This is a genomic window from Lysobacter sp. Root916, from assembly GCF_001429785.1.
GTDB lineage: Bacteria > Pseudomonadota > Gammaproteobacteria > Xanthomonadales > Xanthomonadaceae > Lysobacter.
In genome coordinates this window covers 131,107-146,717 of record NZ_LMJF01000012.1, presented here as the reverse complement: position 1 = coordinate 146,717, position 15,611 = coordinate 131,107, and the positions used below count along the sequence as shown (strand labels likewise).

The 15,611-nt window shown below is 68.8% G+C and carries 15 protein-coding genes and 1 pseudogene; 11 read left to right on the top strand and 5 right to left on the bottom strand.

Annotation, left to right across the window (positions count from 1 at the left end):
* Nucleotides 1-155 precede the first annotated feature (155 nt).
* The 5 genes from ASE35_RS10300 (at nucleotide 156) to ASE35_RS10280 (ending at nucleotide 6,518) form a co-directional block, all read left to right on the top strand.
* The gene (locus tag ASE35_RS10300) at nucleotides 156-1,625 is read left to right on the top strand and encodes a leucyl aminopeptidase (protein WP_056179029.1); all 1,470 of its coding nucleotides are present in this window, start codon (nucleotides 156-158) and stop codon (nucleotides 1,623-1,625) included.
* 22 nt (nucleotides 1,626-1,647) lie between these two features.
* Nucleotides 1,648-2,385, top strand: a complete 738-nt coding sequence (locus ASE35_RS10295; protein ID WP_056179026.1) for an ATP-grasp domain-containing protein — start codon at nucleotides 1,648-1,650, stop codon at nucleotides 2,383-2,385.
* Between the two features lie 10 nt (nucleotides 2,386-2,395).
* Nucleotides 2,396-2,821, top strand: coding sequence for a DNA polymerase III subunit chi (locus tag ASE35_RS10290; protein ID WP_057163782.1), 426 nt, complete (start codon nucleotides 2,396-2,398; stop codon nucleotides 2,819-2,821).
* Nucleotides 2,822-2,926: 105 nt separating this feature from the next.
* Nucleotides 2,927-5,977, top strand: coding sequence for a valine--tRNA ligase (locus ASE35_RS10285; RefSeq protein ID WP_057163781.1), 3,051 nt, complete (start codon nucleotides 2,927-2,929; stop codon nucleotides 5,975-5,977).
* 16 nt (nucleotides 5,978-5,993) lie between these two features.
* Entirely contained in the window at nucleotides 5,994-6,518 is a 525-nt protein-coding gene (locus tag ASE35_RS10280; protein WP_157489403.1) for a hypothetical protein, read from the top strand.
* Between the two features lie 345 nt (nucleotides 6,519-6,863).
* On the opposite strand, the gene ASE35_RS10275 is transcribed toward ASE35_RS10280, so the two are convergent.
* Genes ASE35_RS10275 through pssA form a run of 4 tightly spaced genes read right to left on the bottom strand, consistent with a single transcriptional unit; the run spans nucleotide 6,864 to nucleotide 9,001 of the window.
* A complete protein-coding gene (locus tag ASE35_RS10275; RefSeq protein ID WP_157489402.1) occupies nucleotides 6,864-7,334 on the bottom strand; it encodes a hypothetical protein in 471 nt (156 codons plus the stop codon).
* A gap of 4 nt (nucleotides 7,335-7,338) precedes the next feature.
* Nucleotides 7,339-7,833 (bottom strand): ribosomal protein S18-alanine N-acetyltransferase, encoded by a 495-nt coding sequence (gene rimI, locus ASE35_RS10270; RefSeq protein ID WP_056179011.1) that lies wholly within the window; start codon nucleotides 7,831-7,833, stop codon nucleotides 7,339-7,341.
* Nucleotides 7,830-8,225 (bottom strand): alanine acetyltransferase, encoded by a 396-nt coding sequence (locus ASE35_RS10265; protein ID WP_157489401.1) that lies wholly within the window; start codon nucleotides 8,223-8,225, stop codon nucleotides 7,830-7,832. The genes rimI and ASE35_RS10265 overlap by 4 nt, the downstream gene beginning before the upstream one ends.
* Nucleotides 8,222-9,001, bottom strand: a complete 780-nt coding sequence (pssA, locus tag ASE35_RS10260; protein WP_056179006.1) for a CDP-diacylglycerol--serine O-phosphatidyltransferase — start codon at nucleotides 8,999-9,001, stop codon at nucleotides 8,222-8,224. The genes ASE35_RS10265 and pssA overlap by 4 nt, the downstream gene beginning before the upstream one ends.
* A gap of 108 nt (nucleotides 9,002-9,109) precedes the next feature.
* On the opposite strand from pssA, the gene ASE35_RS10255 reads away from it, so the two are divergent.
* The 4 genes and pseudogenes from ASE35_RS10255 to ASE35_RS10240 form a co-directional block, all read left to right on the top strand.
* Nucleotides 9,110-9,541, top strand: a complete 432-nt coding sequence (locus ASE35_RS10255) for a DUF4124 domain-containing protein (RefSeq protein WP_057163778.1) — start codon at nucleotides 9,110-9,112, stop codon at nucleotides 9,539-9,541.
* Nucleotides 9,542-9,547: 6 nt separating this feature from the next.
* A complete protein-coding gene (locus ASE35_RS10250) occupies nucleotides 9,548-9,811 on the top strand; it encodes a DUF4124 domain-containing protein (protein ID WP_056179000.1) in 264 nt (87 codons plus the stop codon).
* Nucleotides 9,812-9,882: 71 nt separating this feature from the next.
* The gene (locus ASE35_RS10245; protein WP_057163777.1) at nucleotides 9,883-11,613 is read left to right on the top strand and encodes a proline--tRNA ligase; all 1,731 of its coding nucleotides are present in this window, start codon (nucleotides 9,883-9,885) and stop codon (nucleotides 11,611-11,613) included.
* A 145-nt stretch (nucleotides 11,614-11,758) separates the two neighbouring features.
* Nucleotides 11,759-12,133 (top strand): annotated as a pseudogene (locus tag ASE35_RS10240) (H-NS histone family protein); the annotation flags it as partial.
* Between the two features lie 122 nt (nucleotides 12,134-12,255).
* On the opposite strand, the gene ASE35_RS10235 reads toward ASE35_RS10240, so the two are convergent.
* Nucleotides 12,256-13,527: a threonine/serine exporter family protein gene (locus tag ASE35_RS10235; protein WP_056178990.1), complete on the bottom strand. Its 1,272-nt coding sequence runs from the start codon at nucleotides 13,525-13,527 to the stop codon at nucleotides 12,256-12,258.
* A 134-nt stretch (nucleotides 13,528-13,661) separates the two neighbouring features.
* Between ASE35_RS10235 and ASE35_RS10230 the strand changes: the two genes are divergently transcribed.
* Both ASE35_RS10230 and ASE35_RS10225 read left to right on the top strand, forming a co-directional pair.
* Nucleotides 13,662-14,780, top strand: coding sequence for an MlaE family lipid ABC transporter permease subunit (locus ASE35_RS10230; RefSeq protein ID WP_057160460.1), 1,119 nt, complete (start codon nucleotides 13,662-13,664; stop codon nucleotides 14,778-14,780).
* The gene (locus tag ASE35_RS10225; RefSeq protein WP_056179938.1) at nucleotides 14,774-15,607 is read left to right on the top strand and encodes an ABC transporter ATP-binding protein; all 834 of its coding nucleotides are present in this window, start codon (nucleotides 14,774-14,776) and stop codon (nucleotides 15,605-15,607) included. Before ASE35_RS10230 ends, ASE35_RS10225 begins: the two co-directional genes overlap by 7 nt.
* Nucleotides 15,608-15,611 lie beyond the last annotated feature (4 nt).

The following is a 15,611-nucleotide window of genomic DNA, read 5'->3' as shown; positions in this document are numbered from 1 at the left end:
GGCATGGGGGCGGGCTTGCGTTAAACTCGGGGGTTCGTTCGACGGCATGGGACGGCTGAAGCCGGCGCGATGCGCGCAAGTCCAGCCCACCGGAAGCCGCCCGATTGTACGGAACTCACTTCCTTTAGCTGCACTTCTACCTGGGAATCTGTTGGATGACCCTCGAATTCGACCTGAACCGCGATGCGCCCGCCGCCGTCAAGACCGATTGCATCGTGGTCGGCGCCTATGCCGACAAGACCCTGACCGCCGCCGGCCAGGCGCTGGACGCCGCCAGCGGCGGCCGCCTGACCGCCCTGCTGGAGCGCGGCGACGTCAGCGGCAAGACCGGCAAGACCACCCTGCTGCACGATCTGGCCGGCGTGACCGCGCCGCGCGTGCTGGTGGTGGGCCTGGGCGAAGCCGGCAAGTTCGGCGTGCCGCAGTACCTCAAGGCCGCCGCCGACGCCGCCCGCGCGCTCAAGGCCGGGCCGGTCGAACACGCCGTGTTCACCCTGTCCGAAGCCCCGGTGACCGGCCGCGACAACGCCTGGGCGATCCGCCAGGCCGCGATCGCCGCCGATCACGCCTGTTACCGCTACACCGCCACCCTCGGCAAGAAGAAGGACGAGGCCGGCCTGCGCAAGCTCGCGATCAACGGCGACGATGCCGCCGCGCTGGCCCAGGGCCAGGCGATCGCCGCTGGCGTCGCGTTCGCGCGCGAGCTGGGCAACCTGCCGCCGAACGTGTGCAACCCGGCCTACCTGGCCGAGCAGGCGCAGACCTTCGCCGCGCGCTTCCCGACCACCAGCTGCGAAGTGCTGGACCGCGCCCAGATGCAGGAACTGGGCATGGGCTCGCTGCTCGCGGTGGCGCGCGGCTCGGCCAATCCGCCCAAGCTGATCGTGCTCAAGTACAACAACGGCGGCGACGCCAAGCCCTATGTGCTGGTCGGCAAGGGCATCACCTTCGATACCGGCGGCATCAACCTGAAGGTTCAGGGCGGCATCGAGGAAATGAAGTTCGACATGTGCGGCGCGGCCACGGTGATGGGCAGCTTCGTGTCCGCGGTCGGCATGCAGCTGCCGATCAACCTCGTGGTGGTGGTGCCGGCGGTGGAGAACATGCCCGACGCCGACGCCTACCGCCCCTCCGACGTGCTCACCAGCATGTCCGGCAAGACCATCGAAGTCGGCAACACCGACGCCGAGGGCCGCCTGATCCTGTGCGACGCGCTGACCTACGCGCAGCGCTTCGAGCCGCAGGCCCTGCTCGACGTGGCCACCCTGACCGGCGCCTGCGTGGTCGCGCTGGGCAAGTACGCCAGCGGCCTGATGAGCAAGGACGACGACCTCGCCGCCGAGCTGCTCGGCGCCGGCGAGCAGGTGTTCGACCGCGCCTGGCGCCTGCCGCTGTGGGACGAGTACCAGACCCAGCTGGAATCGACCTTCGCCGACGTCTACAACATCGGCGGCCGCTGGGCCGGCGCGATCACCGCCGGCTGCTTCCTGGCCCGCTTCACCGAAGGTCAGCGCTGGGCGCATCTGGACATCGCCGGCGTGGCCAACGACGAAGGCAAGCGCGGCCTGGCGACCGGCCGTCCGGTCGGCCTGCTGAGCCAGTGGCTGCTCGAGCGCGCGGCCTGAGCTGAGCTGTCGACTCCATACGATGCCGACCCTGATCCTGACCCCACGCCAGACTGAAGATTCCCGCTCTCTGTGGAAAGCGGCGAATGCGCTCGGCTGGTCTACGGAAAGGCTGGGCGGATGGCGCCTTCCTGACCATGTCGTCGCGCTACCGGACCCCGTGCTGTACGCAGAGGCTCTGTTTGCCCCCGACTACGCAGAAACGCTTGGACTGACGCTGCTGTCGCCGTCGGAGGATTGGCTCGTCCGCCTGCCAATGAAGTACAAGCATCGGCATATCCGCCTGACGACCTTGCAAGAGGCGCGCAAGCTGGAAGTGCCGATGTTCGTGAAGCCGCCGAACGACAAATCGTTTCCTGCGGGCGTCTATGGCGGCGCGGACCTCCCGATCGAGTACGACGGAGACACTCCGGTCCTGGTATCGGACGTCGTGCAATGGAATATGGAGTTCCGTTGCTTCGTGCTGAATCGCGTGCTGCATACCTACTCGATCTATTCGCGTAACGGCGATCTGCAGCGGGATACAGGGTTCTCCACCAGCGACGACGAGTGTTCAGCGCTCGAAGCTTTCATGGCGGAGATACTCGCCGACCCTTCCGTCGAAATCCCCAATGCCGTGGTCATTGATGTCGGAACGCTCGACGATGGCCGTTGGGCCTGCGTAGAACAGAATGCGGCCTGGGGATCCGGCATTTACGGTTGCGATCCCGTGCGCGTACTGGAAGTCGTCCGCGCCGCGTCGTTCAAAAAAAGTGAATAGTTAGGACACCATGCCGCGCGCCGACTTCTATCTGATCACCACCGCGCGTTTCCGCGAGGAGCCGCTGCGGCTGGTGGGCGAACTGGCGCGCAAGGCGTTCGACGCCGGCCTGCCGACCCTGATCCTGGCCCGCGACGCGGCCCAGGCCGAGGCCCTGGACGATCTGCTGTGGGACATGGGCGACGACGTCTTCATCCCGCACCAGATCGCCGGCGCCGACGTCGACGAGGAGGAGGCCGACGTGCTGATCATCGCGCCGGATGCCGACGCGGCGATGCGCCCGCTGGTCATCAACCTGCGCGACGACGCCGTACAGGGCAGCTTCGACCGCGTGCTGGAAGTGGTACCCGCCGACGCCGAAGCGCGCGGCCCGCTGCGCGAACGTTGGAAGCAGTACCAGTCCCGCGGCTTCGACCTGAAAAAGCACGACATGTGATGAAGGCCGGGATTCTGGATGGGTGATTCGAGATTCGAACAACCTAACCACTTCCCGCCCCCGCCCTTCCCAATCCCGAATCCCCAATCTCGAATCCCGGCTCTTATGTCCCTCGCCCCCAGCTACGACCCCAAACAGTTCGAAGCCCGCCTGTACGCGCAATGGGAGAGCAGCGGCGTATTCCAGCCGCACGGCGAGGGCCCGGCGTACACGATCCTGCTGCCGCCGCCCAACGTGACCGGCACCCTGCACATGGGCCACGCCTTCCAGCACACCCTGCAGGACGCGCTGATCCGCTATCACCGCATGCGCGGCTATCGCACCCTGTGGCAGATGGGCACCGACCATGCCGGCATCGCGACGGAAATGGTGGTCGGCCGTAACCTCGCCATCGAAGGCAAGGGCGAGACCCGCGATTCGCTGGGCCGCGACAAGTTCATCGAAAAGGTGTGGGCCTGGAAGCAGCAATCCGGCGGCACCATCGAACGCCAGATGCGTCGCCTCGGCGCCAGCGGCGACTGGTCGCGCAGCGTGTTCACCATGGATCCGATGGCCTCGGACGCGATCACCGAAGCCTTCGTGCGCCTGCACGAGAAGGGATTGATCTACCGCGGCCAGCGCCTGGTCAACTGGGACCCGGTGCTGAAGACCGCGATCTCCGACCTGGAGGTGGCCAACGAGGAAGAGAACGGCCACATGTGGTCGATCCGCTACCCGTTGGCCGACGGCGCGAGCTACGAATACGTCGAACGCGACGCCGACGGCAACGAAATCCTGCGCGAGATTCGCGACTACGTCGTGGTCGCCACCACCCGCCCGGAAACCATGCTGGGCGATACCGCGGTGATGGTGCACCCCGAGGACGAACGCTACACCGCGATCCACGGCAAGTTCGTCGATCTGCCGCTGACCGGCCGCCGTATCCCCGTCGTCACCGACAGCTACGTCGACCGCGCCTTCGGCACCGGCGTGGTCAAGGTCACCCCCGCCCACGACGCCAACGACTACGCGGTGGGCCAGCGCCATTCGCTGCTGTCGATCAACATCTTCGCGCCCGACGCGTCGGTCTGGACGCTTTCCGGCCCGACCGCGCTCAAGCACGTGCTGTCGTCCGCCGATCCGAATTTCACCAAGATCGCCCCTGATAGCTGCACGCCGCAGCAGACTCAGTACATGGACGATTTCTCCTTGTTCACCGAACAAGGCATGACGGCGATCGTCGAGAAGTACATCCCGGCCGCGTATCGGGGCCTGGACCGCTTCGAAGCGCGCAAGATCATCGTCGCGGATCTGGATGTCGCGGAACTGCTGATCGAGGTCAAACCGCATCGCCTGCAGGTGCCGCGCGGCGACCGCAGCGGCCAGGTGATCGAGCCCTACCTGACCGACCAGTGGTTCGTGAAGATGGACAGCCTGGCCCAGCGCGGACTCGAACTCGTCGAGTCGGGCGAAGTGAAGTTCGTCCCAGCGAACTGGATCAACACCTACCGCCATTGGCTGGAGAACATCCAGGACTGGACGATCTCGCGCCAGCTCTGGTGGGGCCATCGCATCCCCGCCTGGACCGTGCGCTCGGAAGATTCGGATTTCACGCCGCTCGTCGGGGAGATCGTCGCCCGCACGGAAGCCGAGGCCGAAGTTGCCGCTCACGCCAAGCTGCTTGGCGCGCTCGGTCGGGACAACTACGAGAAGGTCAAGGACCGGATCGAGCTGATTCAAGACCCGGACGTGCTAGAAACCTGGTTCTCCTCGGCCATGTTCCCGTTCAGCACGCAGGGTTGGCCGAACGAAGACAAGATGGGCGAACTGGGCTTCGACATCGCGCTGCCGACCAGCGTGCTGGTGACCGGCTTCGACATCATCTTCTTCTGGGTCGCGCGCATGATCATGATGACCGACGAGTTGGTCGGCCGCGTGCCGTTCCGCGACGTCTACATCACCGGCCTGGTCCGCGACAAGGACGGCCAGAAGATGTCGAAGTCGAAGGGCAACATCCTCGACCCGCTGGACATCATCGACGGCATCACCGCCGAGGCCCTGGTCGCCAAGCGCACCACCGGCCTGATGAAGCCGCAGGACGCGCCCAAGATCGAAAAGGCCACGCGCAAGGAGTTCCCCGACGGCATCCCGGCCTTCGGCGCCGACGCGCTGCGCTTCACCATGACCGCGCTGGCCGGCCCCGGCCGTGACATCAAGTTCGACCTGGGCCGCGCCGAGGGCTACAAGAACTTCTGCAACAAGCTGTGGAACGCGACCCGTTTCGTGCTGATGAACACCGAGGGCGCGAGCTTCAGCGGCGCCCCGGAGCCCAAGACCGACGCCGAGCGCTGGATCCTGTCGCGCCTGGCGCGGGTCGCGGCCGAAGCCGAAACCCACTTCGCCGCCTACCGCTTCGACCTGCTCGCGCAGGCGTTGTACGAATTCGCCTGGAACGAGTTCTGCGACTGGTTCGTGGAGCTGGCCAAGCCGGCCCTGCTGGGCGAGGACCAGGCCGCCGCGCAGAGCACCCGCCACACCCTGCTGTACGTGCTCGAACGCCTGCTGTCGCTGCTGCACCCGCTGACGCCGTTCGTGACCGAGGAACTGTGGCAGCAGGTCGCGCCCAAGCTGGGCATCGCCGAGACCACGATCATGCTGCGGCCGTATCCGCGGGCCGCGGACCTGGACACCGATTACGCAGGCGCGGAAGCCGACGTGGAGTGGTTGAAGGCGATGGTCACCGCGCTGCGCAGGATCCGCAGCGAGCTCAACGTGGCCCCGTCCAAGACCGTCGTGCTGCTGCTGTCGGGCGGCAACGATGGCGACCGCGCGCGCGCCGCGCGCTTCGATTCGCAGCTGCGCTTCCTCAATCGCCTGGAGCGCGTCGAAGCGCTCGCCGCCGGCGCCGCATCGCCGGCCGCCGCGACCGGCGTGGTCGGCGACCTGACCCTGCTGGTGCCGCTGGAAGGCCTGGTCGATCTGGACGCCGAGCGCACCCGCCTGGACAAGGAAATCAAGCGCGTCGACGGCGAGATCGGCAAGTGCGAGAACAAGCTGTCCAGCGAGACCTTCGTCCAGAACGCGCCGCCGGCCGTGGTCGAGCAGGAGCGCAAGCGTCTGGGCGACTGGCGCGCACAGCGCGAAGCCTTGCAGGTGCAGCGCGCGAAGCTGGGCTGAGTCCGTGCTGCGGCGCTTGCTAGGTTGGTTCGATCGCGAGGGCGCCGATGCGGCGTTCCGCGCCGCGCTGCCGCCGCTGGAGGTGTCGCCCGAACTCGTCGCCCAAGCCATAGAAGCTTTCGGGCACGGCGACCGCGCGGAAGCGCAGATCGAAGCCGAAGTGTTGCGGCTGGCTGGACATCCGCTGACCGCACGACGCTTGGTGGATGTGACCGCGGAGGCCTTCGGCCTGACCTTGATCGCGCACATCCCCGAATGCGCGGGCGTCGTACTGCCGGCCACCTTTTCGGCACGCGGCCGCAACGGCCGCTGGCATACGATCGAATGCGCGCGCGAACCGATCTTCGCCTTGGCGGCGGCAACGGCGATGCGCATGCTCCACGACGAGGGCCCCAGCGAGGCTTTCAATACCATCGCGCTGCGCAGCGCATCGCTGACCACGGTCAATCGCGCCTTGCACAAGGGCGATTCGCTCGACGGTGGCGAACTGTCGGGCCCGGCCTTCATCGGCCTTCCGGCCGAGCTCTATGTCGCGCCGTAACTTGTAGGGTGCGGTAAGCCGTAGGCGCACCGCACCGGCGTGGTAGGCCGGGATCACGAGGATACGTTTGTCATCGCACCCTACGGCCGCAGTGTGCGCGGGGAAAGCATCGCGGCTTACGCCGCTCCCACAGGAAGCGCGCGGCTGCGTCGCGGATCGGCTCTGCTTTTGGGTAGGAGCGGCGCAAGCCGCGACCGCGAAGCTTCGGCCACGACGCAGTCGCGGCTTGCGCCGCTCCTACAGGAAGCGTGCGGCTGCGTCGCGAGGATGCGCTTTGCTCTGGGGTAGGAGCGCGCGGTACACACCGCACGGGGGCCACCTGCACCGATGGGGCGATAGCGCCGCCTAGAACGCGGTACCGGTTTCCTTGACCACGTCCTCCGCTTCGCGCGCCAACACCTCGCGCGCGAACGTCCGCGGATCGAGTAGGGCCAGTTCGCAGGCCGTATCGGGATTCGCGAACGCGATCACCGCGCCTTGCAGGGACACGTAGCTGGGCCGGCGCGAGGGACGCGCGCCCTTGGTGACATAGGCCGCTTCGTGGCCGCGCAACACCACCGCGTCGCCGCCCTTGGCCTGCGCGGCCCGCGCCAGCTTGGCGAAGGCCAGGCGATAGTCGACCGAGGACGCAGGCATGCCTGTGCGCAGGTTGGGCGCCTTCTCGCCCAGCGTCACCGACACCTGGCCCAGGCGCTTGTGCGCGCAGGTCGGCGCCGAGGTCAACAGGCGCACGCTCGGCGCCGGCTCGGACGCCAACGCGGGCGCCAGCACCAAACCGGTCAGCAGCCACGCAAGGGGCCATCGTGCCGGTCGCATTCGCTCAGCCTTCGTCCGCGAACAATTCCATCGCCATCACCAGCGCGTCCTCGCGGCCGTCGCGGGCCGGGTAATAGCGCGGGCGACGGCCGATCTCGTTGAAGCCTTCGGCGTGGTAGAGCGCGATCGCGCCCGGATTGGACGGGCGCACCTCCAGGAACACGCGCTGCGCCCCGCGCCCGCGCGCGACCTGCAGCAGCGCGTGCAGCAGGCGGCGGCCGTAGCCGTGGCCCTGCTGCTCGGGGGCGACGCAGACGTTGAGGATGTGCGCCTCGCCGGCGGCCAGACTCATCAGGAAATAGCCCAGGATGCGGTCCTTGCGGTACAGCACCCAGGACGGGTAATCGGCGCGCAGGCAGTCGCGGAAGATGCCCAGCGTCCAAGGGAATTCGTAGGCGCGGATCTCGATCGCGTGCACCGCGTCCAGGTCCTCCTCGCGCATCGGCCGGAGCGCGGCGGCCGGAGAATCGCGGTCGACGTCGGCGGCCAATGCGCTCATGGGCGGGAGCCCCGCCGCAGGCTGCGCAACAGCGGCCACAGGGCGCGCTTGGCGGCCGGATAGCCGCGCAGGGTGGCGGCGTCGTACAGGCTCAGCACCGCCTCGTCGGGCGCCGCATCGGCGCGGCGGCCGGCCGCGCGCAGCACCGCGCGCAGCAGGGCGTCGTCGCCGCCGCGTGCGGGTGTCGCGGGCCTGGCGCGCTCGATGGGACGCTCCGGCGCGCGTTCGGCGGCGGGTGCGCGCAGTTCGGCGCGCGCGCGCTCGTGCGCGGCCGGCGTGTCCGGGCGCGACGGCGGCGCCGCTTCCGGCGCGGCCGACGCCAGCGCGAGCGCGAGCGCGGGATGGCCCAGCGCCTGCAGCCATTCGCGTTGCTGCGCGCTCCACAAACTCACGTGGCGGCCCCCGTGTCGGCCGGCGGCAGCCGGCGCGCGCGCCGGTACAGCGCGTAGACCGGGCCGGACAAGGCGTAGGGCGCGAAGATCAGCAGCAGCACGCTGGGCGGATCGATCGCGATCGCGATCACCACCACCACCACCACCAGGATCGCCAGGAACGGCACCCGGTCGTGCTTGGGGCCGCCGCCCTTGAAACTGAAATAGCGCAGCCGGCTGACCATCAGCAGGCCGGCGATCACGGTCACCGTCAGGGCGACGTAGCGCAGCTCGTCGCCGGTCCAGCCCAGTTCGTCGCAGGTCCATACGAAACTGGCGACCAGCCCGGCCGCGGCCGGGCTGGCCAGGCCGATGAACCAGCGCTTGTCGACCTGGCCGACCTGGGAATTGAAGCGCGCCAGCCGCAGCGCGGCGCAGGCAGCGTACAGGAAGGCGGCGATCCAGCCGATCTTGCCCGGCATCGGACCGTCGTGCTTCATCGCCTCCAGCGCCCAGTGGTACATCACCAGCGAGGGCGCCAGGCCGAAGCTGATCAGGTCGGCCAGCGAGTCGTACTGGACCCCGAATTCGCTCTGGGTATTGGTCAGGCGCGCGACCCGGCCGTCGACGCCGTCCAGGATCGCGGCGATGAAGATCGCGACGCAGGCGTCGCCGTAGCGGCCCTGGGTGGCCGAGATGATGGCGTAGAAGCCGGCGAACAGGCCGCCGGTGGTGAACAGATTGGGCAGCAAATAAATGCCGCGTCCGCGCGGTCGAGGCGTAGGTGTAGGTTCCATAACGGAAGTGTAGCGCTTGCCTGCGCGCCGGCACGGTGCTGCAATCGACGTTCCCCCCGTAGTCCCCCTACCCGCCACCGTCCAGCACCGTCCTGCCCGGAGCCGACCATGCCCTGCCCGACCCGCATTCCCACCCCCCGTCCGTCGCGCCACGCGTGGCTGGCCGCCGCCCTGCTGGCGCTGGCCCTGCCGGCCGCCGCGGGCGAGGTCTACCAGTGGAAGGACGCCAACGGCGTCACCCACTATTCCGATTCGCCGCCGGCCAACCAGAGCAACGTCAAGGGCCGCCAGATCCAGCACAAGACCGGCGCGCCCTCGGTGACCCAGGCCAAGCCCAGCGAAAGCGCGGAATGCACCACCGCGCGCAGCAATCTCAAGCAGCTGCAGAGCAACGCCCCGATCGGTCTGGACACCGACAAGGACGGCAAGGCCGATTCCGCCTTCACCCCAGAGCAGCGCGCCGCCCAGGTCAAGCTGGCCGAGGCCTCGATCGCCGCCTACTGCAAGCCGGCCGTCGCGGCCGCCGCCCCGCAGCTGTAACCCGGGATGAAACTGGGCTGGGCCATCGTCGCGGGCATCGCGCTCGGCGCTGGCTTGGCCTGGTGGGCCGCTCAGGACGAGCCGGCCCCGGGCCGCCGGGCCCAGGCCGATGCGCGGGCCCGCGCCGAATCCGCCGACCCGCCGCTGTACCGCTGGCGCGACGCCTCCGGCCAGCTCCACGTCGGCGAACGGCCGCCCAAGGGGCGCCCGTACGAGCGCGTGGCGCGCCAGCCGCAGGCCGGCATCGAAGTCCACGGCGACCGCGACTGAGGCCCGCCATTCGCGCGACGCCCGCGCGCACGGCAGAATGGGGGTTCCCCTCCGGTTTCGAATTCCCGCCGATGCGTCTGTCGCAGTTCCATCTTCATACCAGCAAGGAAACCCCCGCCGAGGCCGAAATCATCAGCCATAAGCTGATGCTCAAGGCCGGCATGATCCGCAAGCTCGCCGCCGGCCTGTACACCTGGTCGCCGCTGGGCCTGCGCGTACTGCGCAAGGTCGAGCGCGCGGTGCGCGAGGAAATGGACGCCGCCGGCGCGATCGAGGTGCTGATGCCGACCGTGCAGCCGCGCGAGCTGTGGGAGGAAACCGGGCGCTGGGAGAAGTTCGGCGGCCAGCTGCTCAAGCTCAAGGACCGCAAGGAGGCCGAGTACTGCTACGCGCCCACCGCCGAGGAGGTCATCACCGACTTCGCGCGCAACGAGCTGTCCAGCTACAAGCAGCTGCCGGTCAACTTCTATCAGGTCCAGACCAAGTTCCGCGACGAGATCCGCCCGCGTTTCGGCGTGATGCGCGCGCGCGAGTTCCTGATGAAGGACGCCTACTCCTTCCATCTCAGCGATGAGGACCTGGGCCGCGAGTACCGCAACATGTACGACGCCTACGGCCGCGTCTTCACCCGCCTGGGCCTGCAGTTCCGCGCGGTGTTCGCCGATACCGGCGCGATCGGCGGCAGCGCCTCGCACGAGTTCCATGTGGTCGCCGATTCGGGCGAGGACGCGATCGCGTTCTCGGACGGCTCCGACTACGCCGCCAACGTCGAGCTGGCCGAGGCGCTGGCGCCCGGCGCGCGCGCCGCGGCGACCGAGACGCTGCGCAAGGTCGATACGCCGACCCAGAAGACCTGCGAGGACGTGGCCGCGCTGATGGGTATCGGGCTGGAGCGCACGGTCAAGTCGGTTGCGATCATCGGCGCGGATGCCGACGGCCAGGCCCAGTTCGCGCTGGTGCTGGTGCGCGGCGACCACGTGGTCAACGAAATCAAACTGCGCAAGCTCGCCGGCCTGGGCGAATACCGCCTGGCCAGCGAGGCCGAGATACTCGAGCACCTGGGCGCGAATCCCGGCTTCCTCGGCCCGGTCGCGCCGCCGAAGAAAATCCGCGTGGTCGCCGACCGCAGCGTCGCCGCCATGGCCGACTTCGTGGTCGGCGCCAACGAAAACGGCTACCACCTGGCCGGCGTCAACTGGGGCCGCGATCTGGCCGAGCCCGACGAAGTCGCCGACGTGCGCAACGCGGTCGAAGGCGACCCTTCGCCCGACGGCAAGGGCACGCTGCGGATCGGCCGCGGCATCGAGGTCGGGCACGTGTTCCAGCTCGGCCGCAAGTACGCCGAGGCGATGAAGCTCAGCGTGCTCGACGAGACCGGCAAGGCCGCGATCCCGGCGATGGGTTGCTACGGCATCGGCGTGTCGCGCATCGTCGCCGCCGCGATCGAGCAGAACCACGACGCGGCCGGCATCTGCTGGCCCGAGGCGATGGCGCCGTGGGCGGCGGTGGTGTGCGTGATCAATCCCAAGAACGATGCCGGCGTGACCGAGGCGGCGACGGCGCTGTACCGCGACCTCAACGCGGCCGGCATCGAAACCGCGCTGGACGACCGCGGCCTGCGCCCGGGTGCGATGTTCGCGGACATGGAGCTGATCGGCATTCCGCACCGCATCGTGGTGTCCGAGCGCGGCCTGGCCGCCGGCACCTACGAGTATCGCCAGCGCCGCGCCGCCGAGGCCGAAAACCTAGACCGCGAGCGCCTGTTCGCGCGTCTGCTTGCCGGCCCGACCGCGGCCGCCTGAGCCCGCCGACCGCGCGGGATTATCCGACCTAGAATCTCCCGGAAAACTCCGGGAGATTTACTTCCGTCGCGCCGGACCATTAATATGGGCCGGCACGCCATGGACCGGCCGATAATCCCCACCGATATTCCCACCGGAGTCCCCCATGTCGATCGATCTGAACTCGTTGTCCGCGAAAGAACTCGAATCGCTGATCTCGCAGGCCAAAAAGCGCAAGACCACGCTGAGCAAGCGCAAGCCGATCGCGGCCGTGCGCAAGAAGCTGAGCCAGCTCGCCAAGGCCGAGGGCTACGATATCGCCGAGTTGTTCGGCAACGGCGCCAGCGCCCCCAGCGCGCGCGCCAAGGCCGCCAAGCCGGCGGCCGCGGCCGCGCGCAAGACCCGCAAGCCGTTGGGCAAGGTCGCGCCGAAGTACCGCAACCCGGCCAACACCGGCGAAACCTGGACCGGTCGCGGCAAGCAGCCGCGCTGGCTGGCCGCCTACACCGGCAACGGCCGCAAGCTCGACGAGTTCCTGATCAAGTAACTCATCAAAAAGCCGGCTTAACGCCGGCTTTTTTTGCTGCGGGATTCGGGATTGGTTATTCGGGATTAGTAGCCGCTTCAGGCTCTTTCGAATCTCGAATCCCCACTCCCGGCTCCTCACAGATTCCGCCGCGCCGGCAACAGCAGGTTGCCGAACAGCAGGCCGGCGATCAGGGCCAGCAGGATATTGATCACCGCCAGCACCGCATCCTGGCCGACTTCCATGTCCTGCTGCTGGATCAGGGTCAGCAGGCCGCGCAGGCTCACGCTGCCCGGCACCAGCATGATGATGCCGGGCACGCGCACGATTGCGCCGGGCCGGTTGCCCCAGCGCGCGTAGGCGTTGCCGGCCGCGGTCAGCGCCAGCGCGGCCAGGAAGATACCGGCCGGGCTGCCCCAGGCTTCGCCGGCGAAACGCGAGATCAGATAACCGCAGGCGGCGGCCGCCATCACTTTCGGATAATCGGAGCGATGGGCGCGGAACAGCACCGCGAACGCGTACGAAGCCACCGCCAGGCCGCACCACTCCACCCAGGCCGGCTGCGGACGCGAGGCCTGGATCGCCGGGGTCAGGCCGACCAGGTCGCCCAGGTACAGCGCGATGATGGTGCCGACCGCCAGCTTGACCACCGTGGTCAGCGCGCCGGCGAAGCGCGCCGTGCCCGACACCAGATGCTGGCTGGTGAGTTCGTTGACCGCATTGGTCAGCGCCATGCCGGGCAGCAGCACGATCAGCGAAGCGATGATGACCGTGTTCTGATTCAAGGGCACCAGGAAACTGGCCACCAGCACCGCGACCATGGCCGCGACCATGCCGGCGACCGCCTCCACCGCCTCCTTGAAGCGCGGCCGCGCGCTCGACCAGTCGATCAGCACGCCGATCAGCAGGCCGTTCACGCCGGCCACGGCGATGTCCGGCCAGGGCAGCCGCAGCAGGCCGCCAACCGCCGCCGCGGCCAGGCCGAAGGCCAGCACCTGCATCGCGCGCCAGCGCGCGGTGCGCGGACGGTCCAGGGCCTGCAGCGCGGCATGGCCGGCGGCCAGGTCCAGGCGCCCCGCCATCACGTCCTCGGCGATGCGGTCGGTCTCGCTGAGCTTGTAGAGGTCGTTTTCGCCCGGCGGCATCCGGATCACGCGGGTGGTGTCGCTTTCGCCGGGCGGGCGGTGGGGGTCGCTGAAGGTCAGGATCAGGCCGGTCGGATTCGACCAGGGCTCGCACTCCAGGCGCAGCCGCTGGGCCACCGCCGACACCGCGCCTTCCAGGCGCTGCGCGGTGGTGCCATAGGCGTGCAGGCGCTCGGCCAGTTCGACCACGAAGCCGATACGCGCGGCATAGCTGGTCGCGCTCAGCGGGGCGGGCGGCGCGCTCGAGGAATCGGGTGTCGACATGCGCGAAAGCATCGCATGCGGACGTGCCGCATGGGCAGCGCGACCGCACGTCGAGTCAGCCCGCGGACGGTCCGCGCATGCGCACGCCGCCCTCACCTCGTCGTTCCTAGCCTGTATCCTCCGCCGGAGAGCCTATGACCGCACCGTCCACGCACACGCCGCAGATCGCCGCCGACGCCCAGACGCCGTCGCGGTTGCGGCTATCCGGCCGCTGGACGCTGGAAAACGCCAACGCGATCTCGGCCGCGCTGCACGGCGCGCCGCAGGACGCGACCACGATCGACGCCAGCGCGGTCGAGCGCCTGGACTCGGTGGGCGTGCTGCAGCTGATGCGCTTCGCGCGCCGGCGCGAGCTGGATTTCGACGGCTTCGCCTTCCACGACAACCACCGCGCCCTGGTCAGCGCGATCGAGGACGTCGCCGACGAGCGCCCCAAGAAGAAGCGCGAGTACGGCGTCTACGCCGCGCTCGCGCGCCTGGGCTACGCGGTCACCGACAACTGGAAGGAAGTGCTGGCGCTGATCGCCTTCTTCGGCGAAACGCTGATGAAGATCCTGCGCCTGTTCAAGGACCCGGGCCGCTTCCGCCCGACCGCGACCGTGCACCACATGGAACAGGTCGGTCTGGACGCGGTGCCGCTGATCGCGCTGCTGTGTTTCCTGGTCGGCGCGGTGGTGGCGTTCCTGGGCGCGACCATCCTGCGCGACTTCGGCGCCACCATCTTCGTGGTCGAGCTGGTCAGCATCTCGTTCCTGCGCGAATTCGGCGTGCTGCTGACCGCGATCGTGCTGGCCGGCCGCACCGCCAGCGCCTTCACCGCCCAGATCGGCGCCATGGTCAGCCGCGAGGAAGTCGACGCGATCCGCACCCTCGGCATGGACCCGATCGACCTGCTGGTGATCCCGCGCGTGCTGGCGCTGCTGGTGATGCTGCCGCTGCTGACCTTCGTGGCGATGATCTTCGGCCTGCTCGGCGGCCTCACCGTGGGCGCCTACAACCTCGACATCCCGCCCCAGCAGTATCTGGCGCGCATGCACGAGACCATGGAGCTGCGCCATTTCCTGGTCGGCCTGTCCAAGGCCCCGATCTTCGCCCTGCTGATCAGCCTGATCGGCTGCCTGGAAGGCCTGCAGGTCGAGGGCACCGCGCAATCGGTGGGCGAACGCACCACCTCCAGCGTGGTTCAGGCGATCTCGCTGGTGATCATCATCGACGCCTTCGCCGCGATCTGGTTCATGGAGGTCGGATTTTGAGCGAGCCCCTCGACGATCCGCGCGACCATATCGACGCCGACACGCCGATCATCCGTGTGCGCGGCCTGGTCAATCGCTTCGGCGAACAGACCGTGCACGACGGCCTGGACCTGGACGTGAAAGCGGGCGAGATCCTGGGCGTGGTCGGCGGCTCGGGCACCGGCAAATCGGTGCTGATGCGCTCCATCCTGGCCCTGCGCCGCCCCGACGAGGGCAGCATCGAGGTGCTGGGCATCGACGCGCGCAGCGAGGACCCGGCGCGCCGGCGCGAGATCGAGCGCAACACCGGCGTGCTGTTCCAGGACGGCGCGCTGTTCTCGTCGCTGACCGTGGGCGAGAACGTGCAGGTGCCGCTGAAGGAGTACCACAGCGACCTGCCCGACTCGCTGCGCTACGAACTGGCGCTGCTCAAGGTCAAGCTGGCCGGCCTGCCCGCCGACGCGATCAACAAGCTGCCCTCGCAGCTGTCCGGCGGCATGCGCAAGCGCGCCGGCCTGGCGCGCGCGCTGGCGCTGGACCCGCCGCTGCTGTTCCTGGACGAACCCACCGCCGGTCTGGACCCGATCGGCGCGGCCGCGTTCGACCGCCTGATCCGCACCCTGCAGCAGGCGCTGGGGCTGACCGTGTTCCTGATCACCCACGACCTGGACACCCTGTACGCGATCTGCGACCGCATCGCCGTGCTCGCCGACCGCAAGGTGATCGCCTGCGCGCCGATGGCCGAGATCGAGAAGCTCGACCACCCCTGGGCGCACGAGTACTTCCACGGCCCGCGCGCGCGCGCCGCCCAGGTCGCGCGCGACAACTACGCGGCGACCGAACGCTGACGCC

Bases quoted from the DNA above. Each gene is read 5' to 3' on its own strand.
- ASE35_RS10300 (WP_056179029.1), top strand. From the start codon at position 156: ATGACCCTCGAATTCGACCTGAACCGCGATGCGCCCGCCGCCGTCAAG.
- ASE35_RS10295 (WP_056179026.1), top strand. From the start codon at position 1,648: ATGCCGACCCTGATCCTGACCCCACGCCAGACTGAAGATTCCCGCTCT.
- ASE35_RS10290 (WP_057163782.1), top strand. From the start codon at position 2,396: ATGCCGCGCGCCGACTTCTATCTGATCACCACCGCGCGTTTCCGCGAG.
- ASE35_RS10285 (WP_057163781.1), top strand. From the start codon at position 2,927: ATGTCCCTCGCCCCCAGCTACGACCCCAAACAGTTCGAAGCCCGCCTG.
- ASE35_RS10275 (WP_157489402.1), bottom strand. From the start codon at position 7,334: ATGCGACCGGCACGATGGCCCCTTGCGTGGCTGCTGACCGGTTTGGTG.
- rimI (WP_056179011.1), bottom strand. From the start codon at position 7,833: ATGAGCGCATTGGCCGCCGACGTCGACCGCGATTCTCCGGCCGCCGCG.
- pssA (WP_056179006.1), bottom strand. From the start codon at position 9,001: ATGGAACCTACACCTACGCCTCGACCGCGCGGACGCGGCATTTATTTG.
- ASE35_RS10255 (WP_057163778.1), top strand. From the start codon at position 9,110: ATGCCCTGCCCGACCCGCATTCCCACCCCCCGTCCGTCGCGCCACGCG.
- ASE35_RS10250 (WP_056179000.1), top strand. From the start codon at position 9,548: ATGAAACTGGGCTGGGCCATCGTCGCGGGCATCGCGCTCGGCGCTGGC.
- ASE35_RS10245 (WP_057163777.1), top strand. From the start codon at position 9,883: ATGCGTCTGTCGCAGTTCCATCTTCATACCAGCAAGGAAACCCCCGCC.
- ASE35_RS10235 (WP_056178990.1), bottom strand. From the start codon at position 13,527: ATGTCGACACCCGATTCCTCGAGCGCGCCGCCCGCCCCGCTGAGCGCG.
- ASE35_RS10230 (WP_057160460.1), top strand. From the start codon at position 13,662: ATGACCGCACCGTCCACGCACACGCCGCAGATCGCCGCCGACGCCCAG.